The organism is Streptomyces sp. NPDC016851 (assembly GCF_055562795.1).
This window is the reverse complement of the sequence record NZ_JBVHEP010000005.1, coordinates 307,168-319,509: the sequence shown is the minus strand read 5'-3', so window position 1 is coordinate 319,509 and position 12,342 is coordinate 307,168. Positions and strand designations below refer to the sequence as shown.

General features: G+C 70.9%; 14 protein-coding genes. 10 read left to right on the top strand and 4 right to left on the bottom strand.

All coding sequences use genetic code 11. The features are described 5' to 3' along the window. Nucleotides 1–56: 56 nt before the first annotated feature. On the top strand, nucleotides 57–926 hold the full coding sequence (locus tag ACZ3I3_RS11435; protein WP_467364291.1) for a DUF4429 domain-containing protein: 870 nt from the start codon (nucleotides 57–59) through the stop codon (nucleotides 924–926). A gap of 78 nt (nucleotides 927–1,004) precedes the next feature. Here ACZ3I3_RS11435 and ACZ3I3_RS11430 read toward each other — a convergent pair whose 3' ends face one another. Then, on the bottom strand, nucleotides 1,005–2,018 hold the full coding sequence (locus ACZ3I3_RS11430) for an aldo/keto reductase (RefSeq protein ID WP_467364255.1): 1,014 nt from the start codon (nucleotides 2,016–2,018) through the stop codon (nucleotides 1,005–1,007). Further along, nucleotides 2,015–2,479: a MerR family transcriptional regulator gene (locus ACZ3I3_RS11425; RefSeq protein WP_356929090.1), complete on the bottom strand. Its 465-nt coding sequence runs from the start codon at nucleotides 2,477–2,479 to the stop codon at nucleotides 2,015–2,017. Before ACZ3I3_RS11425 ends, ACZ3I3_RS11430 begins: the two co-directional genes overlap by 4 nt. 98 nt (nucleotides 2,480–2,577) lie before the next feature. Between ACZ3I3_RS11425 and ACZ3I3_RS11420 the strand changes: the two genes are divergently transcribed. Both ACZ3I3_RS11420 and ACZ3I3_RS11415 read left to right on the top strand, forming a co-directional pair. Continuing rightward, a complete protein-coding gene (locus tag ACZ3I3_RS11420; protein WP_356929091.1) occupies nucleotides 2,578–3,045 on the top strand; it encodes a GNAT family N-acetyltransferase in 468 nt (155 codons plus the stop codon). 18 nt (nucleotides 3,046–3,063) lie between these two features. Then, complete coding sequence (locus ACZ3I3_RS11415) at nucleotides 3,064–3,879, top strand: serine hydrolase domain-containing protein (protein WP_467364254.1); 816 nt, start codon at nucleotides 3,064–3,066, stop codon at nucleotides 3,877–3,879. On the opposite strand, the gene ACZ3I3_RS11410 is transcribed toward ACZ3I3_RS11415, so the two are convergent. Further along, nucleotides 3,876–4,526 (bottom strand): pirin family protein, encoded by a 651-nt coding sequence (locus ACZ3I3_RS11410; protein ID WP_467364290.1) that lies wholly within the window; start codon nucleotides 4,524–4,526, stop codon nucleotides 3,876–3,878. The two genes, ACZ3I3_RS11415 and ACZ3I3_RS11410, sit on opposite strands and share 4 nt — an antisense overlap. Before the next feature lie 61 nt (nucleotides 4,527–4,587). Between ACZ3I3_RS11410 and fasR the strand changes: the two genes are divergently transcribed. The 5 genes from fasR to fabF all read left to right on the top strand — a co-directional run bounded on the left by fasR (nucleotide 4,588) and on the right by fabF (nucleotide 9,520). Further along, entirely contained in the window at nucleotides 4,588–5,793 is a 1,206-nt protein-coding gene (gene fasR, locus ACZ3I3_RS11405; protein WP_467364253.1) for a fatty acid biosynthesis transcriptional regulator FasR, read from the top strand. Nucleotides 5,794–5,882: 89 nt separating this feature from the next. Next, nucleotides 5,883–6,815 carry an ACP S-malonyltransferase gene (locus ACZ3I3_RS11400; RefSeq protein ID WP_467364252.1) on the top strand — a complete coding sequence of 311 codons (933 nt, stop codon included), beginning with the start codon at nucleotides 5,883–5,885 and terminating at the stop codon, nucleotides 6,813–6,815. 15 nt (nucleotides 6,816–6,830) lie between these two features. Then, nucleotides 6,831–7,832: a ketoacyl-ACP synthase III gene (locus ACZ3I3_RS11395; RefSeq protein WP_356929095.1), complete on the top strand. Its 1,002-nt coding sequence runs from the start codon at nucleotides 6,831–6,833 to the stop codon at nucleotides 7,830–7,832. An 81-nt stretch (nucleotides 7,833–7,913) separates the two neighbouring features. Then, nucleotides 7,914–8,162 carry an acyl carrier protein gene (locus ACZ3I3_RS11390; RefSeq protein ID WP_187821659.1) on the top strand — a complete coding sequence of 83 codons (249 nt, stop codon included), beginning with the start codon at nucleotides 7,914–7,916 and terminating at the stop codon, nucleotides 8,160–8,162. An 86-nt stretch (nucleotides 8,163–8,248) separates the two neighbouring features. After that, nucleotides 8,249–9,520, top strand: coding sequence for a beta-ketoacyl-ACP synthase II (fabF, locus tag ACZ3I3_RS11385; RefSeq protein ID WP_467364251.1), 1,272 nt, complete (start codon nucleotides 8,249–8,251; stop codon nucleotides 9,518–9,520). A 130-nt stretch (nucleotides 9,521–9,650) separates the two neighbouring features. Here fabF and ACZ3I3_RS11380 read toward each other — a convergent pair whose 3' ends face one another. Beyond that, complete coding sequence (locus tag ACZ3I3_RS11380) at nucleotides 9,651–10,145, bottom strand: DUF3145 domain-containing protein (RefSeq protein ID WP_059420918.1); 495 nt, start codon at nucleotides 10,143–10,145, stop codon at nucleotides 9,651–9,653. Nucleotides 10,146–10,404: 259 nt separating this feature from the next. On the opposite strand from ACZ3I3_RS11380, the gene ACZ3I3_RS11375 reads away from it, so the two are divergent. Both ACZ3I3_RS11375 and ACZ3I3_RS11370 read left to right on the top strand, forming a co-directional pair. Then, complete coding sequence (locus ACZ3I3_RS11375) at nucleotides 10,405–11,292, top strand: SGNH/GDSL hydrolase family protein (protein ID WP_467364250.1); 888 nt, start codon at nucleotides 10,405–10,407, stop codon at nucleotides 11,290–11,292. A 27-nt stretch (nucleotides 11,293–11,319) separates the two neighbouring features. After that, on the top strand, nucleotides 11,320–12,291 hold the full coding sequence (locus tag ACZ3I3_RS11370) for an aldose epimerase family protein (protein WP_467364249.1): 972 nt from the start codon (nucleotides 11,320–11,322) through the stop codon (nucleotides 12,289–12,291). The last annotated feature ends 51 nt before the right edge of the window (nucleotides 12,292–12,342 follow it).

Sequence of the window (12,342 nt, the reverse complement as noted above, 5' to 3'; positions counted from 1 at the left end):
GGCGAAGAAACTGCGGTCTGCTCGGGAGGGGGACGGAGGAGCGCGTGCCGCATACGATGAGCCGCATGGGTGACGTACTGGCCGGATTTCATGCCGCCTGGGAGTTCGAGTCCGACTCCGTGCTCATCCGCTACGAACGGGGGATTCGAACACCCAAACTCTTCCAGGCGCTGGGGGAACGCCGTGTGCCCCTGGACGCGATCGCCGGGGTGACACTGACGCGCGGCAAGCGCGGCACGGTGGTGCTGCGCGTCGAGCCGCGGCCGGGTGCGGATCCGTTGATGGAGGCCGCCGCCGGACAGCTCAAGGACAGCGGCGATCCCTACCGGCTGGTGCTGCCCGCCGACCGGGAGGTCCTCGCGGAGTACTACGCCGACGAGTTGCGGTCGCTGCTGACGGAGTCGGACTCCGGGCCGGCGGACCGGTTCCTCGTGGAGCCGCCGAAGGGGCCGCTGTCGTTCAAGGCGTACGACGGGAAGGCCTCGTTCGACGGGCGGACCGTGAACTTCCGGTGGTTCTGGACCGGGGCGTCGTCGGCGAAGTGGAAGGCCGGGGACCAGAGCTTCCCCGTCGGGGAGCTGAACGGGGTGGAGTGGCGCTCGCCCGAGGTCTTCGAGGGGCATCTGCGGTTGTTGCGGCGCGACGAGTCGGGGGCCGGGGTGGCTGCGCAGGCCGACCAGGATCCTGCCGCGGTGGTGTTCGGGCTGGGGTACGGGCCTGTGCATGAGTCACTGCCGTTCGCCGCGGCGGTGTTGGCGGCGGTGCGGGCGTCGAGTCCGGTGGCGGCCGTGTCCGCGGGCGGGCCGCGGCGTGATCCTGCGGATATCGCCGAGCGGATTCGGCACCTTGGGGAGTTGCATCAGGCGGGGTTGGTGACCGATGAGGAGTTTTCGGTCAAAAAGGCGGAATTGCTGGCGGAGCTTTAGCGTCTGCCGTGTTCTCGCCGTGGGCGGGCGCGGGTTGTGCGTGGTTGATCGCGCAGTTCCCCGCGCCCCTAAGAGCCTTTACTCCCTGCCCGCTGAAGTGAACGCCATGTCCGCGTAGCGGTTGCCTGCTACCTGGGCCGCGATGCCGTCCAGTTGGGCCAGTTCCTCGTCCGTCAGGACGATCCTGGTTGCCGCCGTGTTCTCCTCGACCCTCGTCGGCTTGCGGGTGCCCGGGATCGGGATGACCGGGAGGTCGTGGACCGCTGCCTGCTGCTGGACCCAGGCCAGGGCGATCTGGCCCGGGGTGGCGTCGTGGGACGAGGCGATCGTGCGGATCGGCTCCAGCAGGGCGGCGTTGCGCGCCGCGTTGTCCCCCGTGAAACGGGGCTGCTGGCGACGGAAGTCGTCGGGGGTCAGGTCCTCGGCCTTGGCGAAGGAACCCGTGAGGAAGCCCCGGCCGAGCGGGGAGTAGGGGACCAAGGCCACCCCGAGATCGCGGGCCGCGGGGACGACCTTCGGCTCGATGTCACGGCTGAACAGCGACCACTCCGACTGCACGGCCGCGATCGGGTGCACCGCGTGGGCGGCGCGCAGTTCGTCCGCCGTGACCTCGCTCAGGCCCAGGTGCTTGACCTTGCCCTCGCGGACCAGGTCGGCCATGGTGCCGACGCTCTCCTCGATCGGCACGTTCACATCGCGCCGGTGCATGTAGTACAGGTCGATGACGTCGACGTCGAGGCGCTTCAGGCTCTCCTCGACGGCCTGGCGGATGTAGGGCGGGTCGTTGCGGATGACGCGGCGGGTCGGGTCGTCCGGGGGGATCGACAGGGCGAACTTGGTCGCGATGACGACCTCGTCGCGGTGTGCCTTGAAGAACGGCGAGAGGAACCGCTCGTTCTCGCCGGCGCCGTACGCGTCGGCCGTGTCGTAGAAGGTGACGCCCAGTTCGAGCGCCCGTTCGAGGGTGGCCCGGGACGCGTCGGCGTCCACGGGCCCGTAGGCGAAGCTCATGCCCATGCAGCCGAGGCCCTGGACACCCACCTCGGGGCCGTGGTCGCCGAGCTTCGCCGTCGTGATCCTGCCGTCCGTCATCGGGACCTCTCCGACGCCAGGGCCCGCCCGGCGTCCGCGTAGAAACTGATCTTCCGGTCGAGCACGGCGAGCGTGCCCCGGAGTTCGTCGATCCTGGCCAGCACGTCCTCGCGGGTCGTCTTCAGCAGCTCGAAGCGCTCGCCGTAGGTGTGGTCGCCCTCGCGCACGAGTTCCGCGTACCTGACCATGTCGGCGACCGGCATGCCCGTCAGGCGGAGCTTGCCGACGAGGTCGAGCCAGTCGAGGTCGCGGTTGGTGTAGCGTCGCTGGCCGGTGTGGGACCGGTCGATGTGCGGCATCAGGCCGATGCGCTCGTACCAGCGCAGGGTGTGCGCCGTCAGGCCGGTCAGGGCGACGACCTCGCTGATCGTGTAGCGGTCCTCGCCGTCCGGACGCCGGTTCTGCTGGGGCGGCCCGGCGCAGCTGTCGGCCCTGGCACCCGTGGTCTCCATCACCGTCATGGCCCCAACGCTAGAACCTTGGAGTGCACTCCAAGCAAGCGCGGACGGTAAGAAATCGGCAGGACGCTTCTTGATCCGGCTGGTTAACGTAGGGCGTCATGAGTGCCGTACGCCGCGCCCTGCCCGAGGACGCCGAGGAAGTCCTCCGCCTGCGCCAGATCATGATCGACTCGCTGTTCGGTGACCCCTCCGCCGTCTGGCACGGGGAGTCGCTCCCCACGCTGAGGGCCAAACTGGGCGAGCCGGACGGGGACTTCACGGCGTTCGTCGTGGACCACCCGGAGCGGCCGGGGGCGCTGGCGTCGCTGGTCGCCGGGACGATCGACTACCGCATCGGGAAGCCGGGCGACCCGCGGGGCATGGTGGGCTTCGTCTTCAGCGTCGCCACCGACCCGTCCGCCCGGCGCCGTGGCTACGCGCGCGCGTGCATGACGACGCTGCTGGAGTGGTTCCGCGAGCGCGGTGCCCGGCGCGTGCAGCTCACCGCCTCGCCGGAGGCCGAGCCGCTGTACGTCTCCCTCGGCTTCCGACCCAAGCCCGACCCCTTGCTGGAGCTGACGCTCTGAGCGCATAGGCTCGAACGCATGTCGCTGAAGAGCCTCGCGTTGATCGAGAACTGGCCGGTTCCCACCGCCGCGGCGGGTGTCGTACGGGCGGACGGCACCGTGCTGGGCACCCACGGACCGGCCGGACAGCGGTTCCCGCTCGCGTCGGTGACCAAGCCGCTCGCCGCCTACGCGGCGCTCGTCGCCTACGAGGAGGGGGCCGTCGAACTCGACGAGCCCGCCGGTCCGGCCGGGTCGACGGTCCGGCACCTGCTCGCGCACACCTCGGGCCTCGCCTTCGACGAGCACAAGGTCACGTCCCCGCCCGGGGAGCGGCGGCTGTACTCCAACGCCGGTTTCGAGCAGCTCGGCGACCACCTCGCGAAGGCGACCGACATCCCGTTCGGGGAGTACCTGCGGCAGGCCGTGCTGGAGCCACTGGGCATGACTTCGACCACCCTCGACGGCTCTCCGGCCAAGGACGGCGTGTCCACGATCGAGGACCTGCTGCGGTTCGCGGCCGAGGTGCAGGCCCCGCGCCTGCTGGACCCCCGTACGGTCGCCGAGGCGATGACCGTGCACTACCCGGGCACGAAGGGCGTCCTGCCGGGGTACGGGCACCAGAACCCCAACGACTGGGGGCTCGGCTTCGAGATCCGCGACTCCAAGTCGCCGCACTGGACGGGCTCTTCGTCCTCGCCTCGGACGTTCGGTCACTTCGGGCAGTCGGGTACGTTCCTGTGGATCGACCCCGACGCGCGGGCCGCGTGCGTGGCGCTGGCGGACCGGGCGTTCGGGCCGTGGGCGATCGAGACGTGGCCGGCGTTCACGGACGCGGTGCTCGCCGAGCTTTAGTTCATCTCCCAGACCAGCAGCTCCGCCTCCGTCACGCCCTCGGCCTCCAGGCCCTTGGCGTCGGCGATCCGGGCCGCGTCGCCGGCGCGCAGCGTCTCGCCCTCCAGGCGTACGTCGCCGTGTACGACGTGCACGTACGCGAACGCCGCGTCCGGTACGGCCGTCCGCTCCCCCGGCCCCAGGCGCCGGACGTGCAGCATCGCTCCGGCCTCCGGGACGGCGTACGGCGTCGAGTCGGCGATGCCGTGGACGACCTCGTAGGACGGGTCGCCGCCGGGCCGGAGCGGGGCCAGCCACATCTGGACGAAGGTGAGGGGGCCGGGGCCGTCGTTGCGCTCCACGTGCCGCACCCCGCCCGCCGAGCTGAGCCGCTGGACGTCTCCGTGGCGCACCACCGACTCGTGCCCGATGGAGTCCCGGTGCGTCAGCTCGCCCTCGACCACCCAGGTCACGATCTCGGTGTGGCTGTGCGGATGCTCGTCGAAGCCGGCACCGGGCGCCAGGTGCTCCTCGTTGCAGGCGATCACCGCGCCGAAACGGAGGTTGTCCGGGTCGTAGTGGGGCCCGAAGGAGAAGGCGTGCCGGCTCTCGATTCCGGCCGCCGGGTCACCGCCCTGGTAGCGCTCTTCGGCGCGCCGAATGTCCATCACGGAGTCCACCGTAGGCCCTGCGACGCACCTTCCCGTCCGGATAAGGCAGTCTTGTCCCGTGCCCGAACCCGAAACCAGCAAGCACCAGGCCGCAGCCCACGACGTCCATCCGCATGCCGCGACGCTGAAGCGGCTGGAGCAGTCGTCCGGATCGCTCGCCGCGCAGGCCATCGCGCGGATGGACGAGACGCTGCCCTGGTACCGGGCCATGCCCCCGGAGAACCGTTCCTGGATCGGTCTCGTCGCGCAGGCGGGTATCGCCGCCTTCACCGAGTGGTTCCGGCATCCGGACGCCCCGCAGGCCATCTCCACCGACGTGTTCGGAACCGCGCCGCGCGAGCTGACCCGGGCGATCACGCTGCGCCAGACCGTGGAGATGGTGCGCACCACCATCGAGGTCATGGAGTCCGCGATCGACGAGGTCGCGGCCCCCGGCGACGAGCGGGTGCTGCGCGAGGCCCTGCTCGTGTACGCCCGGGAGATCGCCTTCGCCACCGCCCAGGTGTACGCGCAGGCCGCCGAGGCACGCGGTGCCTGGGACGCCCGCCTGGAGTCCCTGGTCGTGAACGCCGTGCTCAGCGGCGAGGCCGACGAGGGCGCCGTCTCGCGGGCCGCCGCCCTCGGGTGGAACTCGCCCGAGCACGTGTGCGTCGTGCTCGGCACCGCGCCCGACGGGGACAGCGAGCTGACCGTCGAGGCCATACGGCGAGCGGCCCGGCACGCCAAGCTCCAGGTGCTCACCGGGGTGCTCGGCGACCGGCTGGTCGTCATCGCGGGCGGCAGCGACAACCCGCTGGCCGTCGCCAAGTCGCTCATCGGCCCGTTCGCGGCCGGACCGGTCGTGGCGGGCCCCGTGGTGCCCGACCTCCAGGCCGCGACCCGGTCCGCGCAGGCCGCGGCGGCGGGGCTCAAGGCGTGTTCCGCCTGGCAGGACGCCCCGCGCCCGGTCCTGGCGGACGACCTGCTTCCGGAGCGGGCGATGGCCGGTGACCCCTCGGCCCGCGACCAGCTGGTGGAGGAGATCTACAGACCGCTGGAGGAGGCCGGGGCCGCGCTCCTGGAGACCCTCAGCGTCTATCTCGAACAGGCGAGCAGCCTCGAAGGGGCCGCGCGGATGCTCTTCGTGCATCCCAACACCGTCCGCTACCGGCTTCGACGTGTGACTGACGTCACCGGCTGGTCACCCTCCGATGTACGCTCTGCGTTCACCCTGCGGATAGCGCTGATCCTGGGGCGTCTGGTCGATGGAGATCTCCAGCCCTAAGGTTTTGTCGGGGCTCGACAAAACCCCCTCGTGTTCTTCGTCCCTGTCCCCACGGGCGGCCGTGCCCGTACCCAAGAGAGAGTGTGAGAGTGCTCGTACTCGTCGCTCCCGGCCAGGGCGCCCAGACGCCCGGCTTCCTGTCAGCATGGCTCGACTTCCCCGGTGTCCGCGGTGCCCTCGAGGCCTGGTCGGACGCCGTGGGACTCGACCTGATCCGTTACGGCACCGAGGCCGACGCGGAGGAGATCCGCGACACCGCGGTGGCGCAGCCGCTGCTGGTCGCGGCCGGACTGGCGTCCGCGTACATGCTCTTCGACGACCCGGCCGAGCTGCCGCGCAAGGTCGGTGCCCTCGCCGGTCACAGCGTCGGTGAGATCACCGCGGCCTCGCTCGCCGGGGTGCTCCCGCACGAGGAGGCGCTCCGCCTGGTCCGCACCCGCGGGCTCGCCATGGCCGAGGCCGCCGCCGTCACCGAGACCGGCATGGCCGCGCTCCTCGGCGGCGACCCCGAAGTGACGGTTCCGCACCTGGAGAAGCTCGGCCTGACCCCGGCGAACATCAACGGCGCGGGCCAGATCGTCGCGGCCGGCACCAAGGAGCAGCTCGCCGCGCTGGAGGCGGACAAGCCCGAGGGCGTGCGCAAGGTCATCGCGCTGAAGGTGGCCGGCGCCTTCCACACGCACCACATGGCCCCCGCGGTCGACACGCTGGCGAAGGCCGCCGAGGCCCTGGCGCCCGGCGACCCGGAGGTCACCTACGTCTCGAACAAGGACGGGCAGGCGGTCACCACCGGCACCGAGGTGCTGGACCGGCTGGTCGGCCAGGTCGCCAACCCGGTCCGCTGGGACCTGTGCATGGAGACCTTCAAGGAGCTCGGTGTCACGGCCCTGATCGAGGTGTGCCCCGGCGGGACCCTCACCGGCCTGGCCAGGCGTGCCCTGCCCGGGGTGAAGACGCTGGCCCTGAAGTCCCCCGCCGACCTCGACGCGGCTCGCGAGCTCATCGCCGAGCAGAGTGCCTAGAAGGAGCCCGAGAGCATGGCGAAGATCAAGCCCAGCAAGGGCGCCCCGTACGCGCGGATCCTCGGCGTCGGCGGCTACCGCCCGACGCGGGTCGTGCCGAACGAGGTGATCCTGGAGACGATCGAGTCGTCCGACGAGTGGATCCGCTCGCGCTCCGGCATCGAGACGCGGCACTGGGCCTCCGACGAGGAGACCGTCGCCGCGATGTCGATCGAGGCGTCCGGCAAGGCCATCGCCGACGCCGGTATCTCCGTCGAGCAGATCGGCGGTGTGATCGTCTCCACCGTCTCGCACTTCAAGCAGACTCCGGCCGTCGCCACCGAGATCGCCGACAAGCTGGGCACCGACCGGGCCGCCGCCTTCGACATCTCGGCGGGCTGCGCGGGCTTCGGCTACGGCCTCACGCTCGCCAAGGGCATGATCGTCGAGGGCTCGGCGGAGTACGTCCTGGTGATCGGCGTCGAGCGGCTGAGCGACCTGACCGACCTGGAGGACCGGGCGACGGCCTTCCTGTTCGGCGACGGTGCCGGCGCGGTCGTGGTCGGCCCGGCCCAGGAGCCCGCGATCGGCCCGACCGTGTGGGGCTCGGAGGGCGACAAGTCCGACACCATCAAGCAGACCGTGCCGTGGACGGACTACCGCGACGGGACGGTCGAGAAGTTCCCCGCGATCACCCAGGAAGGCCAGGCGGTGTTCCGCTGGGCCGTGTTCGAGATGGCGAAGGTCGCCCAGCAGGCGCTGGACGCGGCCGGGATCACCGTGGACGACCTGGACGTCTTCATCCCGCACCAGGCCAACGTGCGGATCATCGACTCGATGGTGAAGACACTGAAACTGCCGGAGCACGTCACGGTCGCCCGTGACATCCGCACCACCGGCAACACCTCGGCCGCCTCGATCCCGCTCGCGATGGAGCGGCTCCTGGCGACCGGCGAGGCGAAGAGCGGCGACACCGCGCTCGTCATCGGCTTCGGGGCGGGTCTCGTCTACGCCGCGACTGTCGTTACCCTCCCCTAGGCACTCCGTGCCGGATCATGCGGTCCGGTACGGGAGAAACACCTGCCACACCCTCTGGAACATCTACGAAGGAGCGCCGACATGGCCGCCACTCAGGAAGAGATCGTCGCCGGTCTCGCCGAGATCGTGAACGAGATCGCCGGCATCCCGGTTGAGGACGTCCAGCTGGACAAGTCCTTCACCGACGACCTGGACGTCGACTCGCTGTCCATGGTCGAGGTCGTCGTCGCCGCCGAAGAGCGCTTCGACGTCAAGATCCCGGACGAGGACGTCAAGAACCTCAAGACCGTCGGCGACGCGACGAACTACATCCTCAAGCACCAGGCCTGATCGGCCGATCAGGCCTTTGGGCTGACTGCCCCGCCACCCGGCGGTGGCGCCGCTTAATCCTCGGATCCGTTGGAGAAAGAATTCCCGTGAGCTCGACCAATCGCACCGTGGTCGTCACCGGTATCGGCGCAACCACACCGCTGGGTGGCGACGTAGCCTCTACCTGGGAGGGCCTGATCGCCGGACGTTCCGGCGTCAAGCCCCTGGAGCAGGACTGGGCGGCCGATCAGGCGGTCAAGATCGCCGCCCCGGTCGCCGTGGAGCCGACCGAGGTCATCCCCCGGCCGCAGGCCCGCCGACTCGACCGCTCGGCGCAGTTCGCGCTGGTCGCGGCCAAGGAGGCCTGGGCGGACGCCGGTTTCGAGGCGAAGGCCGGCGACGACCCGGCCGTCGACCCCGACCGGCTCGGCGCGGTCATCGCCTCCGGCATCGGCGGCGTGACGACGCTCCTCGACCAGTACGACGTGCTCAAGGAGAAGGGCGTCCGCCGCGTCTCCCCGCACACCGTTCCCATGCTGATGCCCAACAGCCCGTCGGCCAACGTCGGGTTGGCCGTGGGTGCCCGGGCGGGCGTGCACACGCCGGTCTCCGCCTGTGCCTCGGGCGCCGAGGCCATCGGCTACGCCATCGAGATGATCCGCACCGGCCGCGCCGACATCGTCGTCGCCGGTGGTACGGAGGCGGCGATCCACCCGCTGCCCATCGCCGCGTTCGGCAACATGATGGCGATGTCCAAGAACAACGACGACCCGCAGGGCGCGTCGCGTCCCTACGACGTGGCCCGCGACGGCTTCGTCCTCGGCGAGGGCGCCGGTGTCGTCGTCCTGGAGTCCGCCGAGCACGCCGCCAAGCGCGGGGCCCGGGTGTACGCCGAGGCGGTCGGGCAGGGCATCTCCGCCGACAGCCACGACATCGTGCAGCCGGAGCCGGAGGGGCGGGGCATCTCGCAGGCCCTGCAGAACCTGCTGGAGCGCACCGACCTGGACCCGGCGGAGATCGTGCACGTCAACGCGCACGCGACGTCGACGCCGGCCGGTGACATCGCCGAGCTGAAGGCGCTGCGGAAGGTGTTCGGCGACGACACCGACCACATCGCGGTGTCGGCGACGAAGTCGATGACCGGGCATCTGCTGGGTGGTGCGGGTGGTGTCGAGACGGTGGCGACCGTGCTCGCGCTGTACCACCGGGTGGCTCCGCCGACGATCAACGTGGAGAACCTCGACCCCGAGGCCGAGGCGAACGCGGACGTGGTGCGGGGTGAGGCCCGGAAGCTGCCGGTCGATGGGCGTATCGCCGCGTTGAACGACTCGTTCGGGTTCGGTGGGCACAACGTGGTGCTGGCGTTCCGGACCGTGTGATCTGAGCGTTGTTCGGCCCGAACTCCCCGTGGGGGGTTCGGGCCGTTCGCCGTTGTATGGCGGGTTGTGTGCCGAGTGCCGGCCGGTGGGGGTTGTTCGCGCAGTTCCCCGCGCCCCTAAAAGAAGGGCCTCACACCACCTGGTGGAGCCAGCGGACCGGGGCGCCTTCGCCCGCGTAGCGGAAGGGTTCCAGCTCGTCGTCCCAGGGCTTGCCCAGGAGTTTGTTGAGCTCGGCCTCCAGGTCCGTTTCGCCGCGCTGGCTGCGCTGCAGGGCCGCGCGCAGGCGGTCCTCGGGGATGAGGATGTCGCCGTGGATGCCGGTGACGGCGTGGAAGATGCCCAGGTCTGGGGTGCAGCTGTAGCGCTCGCCCTCGGCGGTGGGGCAGGGTTCCGCGGTGACCTCGAAGCGGAGCAGGTGCCAGCCGCGCAGGGCGGAGGCGAGCTTGGACGCCGTGCCCACCTGGCCCTGCCAGGAGAACTCAGAGCGCCAGGTGCCCGGGGCGGCGGGCTGACGGATCCAGTCCAGGCTGACGCGCGTACCGAGCACCCCGGCGACGGCCCACTCGACGTGCGGGCACAGCGCGCGCGGCGCCGAGTGCACGTACAGAACTCCACGTGTCGTCACCGGAACCTCCGGGCAGAGCGGGACATCTTGGAAACGGGCGGAACGGCTGTGACCGGGCGGGTCACGTTGATGGCGAGGCTACCGTGCGGTGACGCAAGGAGTGTGACGTACGGTCGGTCCAGGTGCCGGGAAACTCCCGCCATTCACCCAGGGGGACGCTTGTACGGGTGTGAGCCGTTGCACCTGATCGGTCGGGAACCCTCGTGCGTTGTTATTGGTTGGGGAGACAGGCACGGCGCGGCGAGGGGATGGACCAGGGATGCGGAAGCGAAGCCACCGCTCGCGCGTCGTTCTTGCCGTGGCCGTGGCGGCAGCCCTGGGTGCCGCCGGGTGTGACGCCGTCGGGGGCGACTCCCCCGCCCCGTCCGCCACCGCCGAGCCGTCCCCCAGGCCCACACCCCTGTGGGACCGCAGCCCGAGTTCCGTCGCGGCCGTGGGCGATTCCATCACGCGGGGTTTCGACGCCTGTGACGTGCTGTCGGACTGCCCGGAGGCGTCCTGGGCGACCGGCGCGAGCCCCGAGGTCGACTCCCTCGCCGTCCGGCTGCTGGGCCGGGCGGGAGCCGCGAAGCGGAGCTGGAACTACGCCGTGACCGGGGCGCGGATGGCGGACCTGCCCGGGCAGATCGCCCAGGCGGTGCGGAGGAAGCCGCAGCTGGTGACGGTGATGGTGGGGGCCAACGACGCCTGCCGGGCCACCCCCTCGGCGATGACCCCGGTCAGCGAGTTCCGCGCCGACTTCGAGGACTCCCTGCGCTCCCTGCGCAAGGCGCTGCCCAAGGCCCAGGTGTTCGTGGCGAGCGTGCCGAACCTGAAGCGGCTGTGGTCCGAGGGCCGCGCCAGCCCGATGGGCAAGCAGATCTGGCAGCTGGGCATCTGCCCGTCGATGCTGGGTGACGCGGACGCCCTGGACTCGGCGGCCAACCTGCGGCGGAACACGGTGCAGAAGCGGGTGGAGGACTACAACAAGGTCCTGAAGGAGGTCTGCGCCGAGGACAAGCGGTGCCGCCACGACGGGGGCGCGGTGTACGAGTACCGCTTCGGCACCGCCCAGTTGAGCCGCTGGGACTACTTCCACCCGAGCGTGAACGGACAGGCCCGGTTGGCGGAGATCGCCTACCGGACGGTCACGGCGGAGCGGCCCTGACCCGAGGCCTGACTTAGAGTTCCGCACATGAACGAACTCTTCGGCACACTTTCCGACGGCACGCCGGTGCACCGCTGGACCCTGGAGCGGGCGGGCGTCCGGGTGCGGATCCTGTCGTACGGCGGAATCGTGCAGTCCGTCGAGGTGCCGGACCGGGAGGGGCGGGCCGGGGACGTGGTGCTGGGGTTCCCGGGCCTCGACGGCTATCTCGCTCACCCGGAGCCGTATCTCGGCGCCCTGGTCGGGCGGTACGCCAACCGGATCGCCGGGGCCCGGTTCCCGCTGGACGGGCGGACGTACGCGCTCGAACCGAACAACGGGCCGAACGCGCTGCACGGTGGCCTGCGTGGTTTCGACAAGCGGGTGTGGGAGGGGACGCCCGTCGAGCACGGGGTGCGGCTCGCGCGGGTCAGTTCGCACGGGGAGGAGGGCTTCCCGGGACGGCTGGAGGTCTCGGCGACGTACACGCTCCAGGAGAGCGGTGCGCTGCGGATCGCGTACGAGGCGGTGACGGACGCGCCGACCGTGGTGAACCTGACGAACCACAGCTACTTCAACCTGGCCGGTTCCGGTGACGCGGGCGGTCACGAGCTGCGCCTGGCCGCCTCCCGGTACACGCCGGTGGACGCGGACCTGATCCCGACCGGCAGCCTGGACGACGTGACCGGCACGCGCTTCGACTTCCGAGAGGCCCGCAAGGTCGGCGCCGGCTACGACCACAACTTCGTGCTCGACAAGGGCGTGACGGACGTTCCCGAACAGGTCGCGGAGCTGCACGACCCGGCGTCCGGGCGGGTGCTGACGGTGGCGACCACCGAGCCCGGACTCCAGCTGTACACCGCCGACCATCTGGGCGAGCCCTTCGCCCCCGGCGACGGCATCGCGCTGGAGACCCAGCACTTCCCCGACTCCCCGAACCGGCCGGAGTTCCCGGGCACGGTGCTGCGGCCGGGCGGGGTGTACCGCTCGGAGACGGTGTACGGGTTCGGCATCCGCTAGAGAGTGTCGGGGCCTGAGAGACCACGAGCCCCGGTCCAGGGGTCAGGTCCC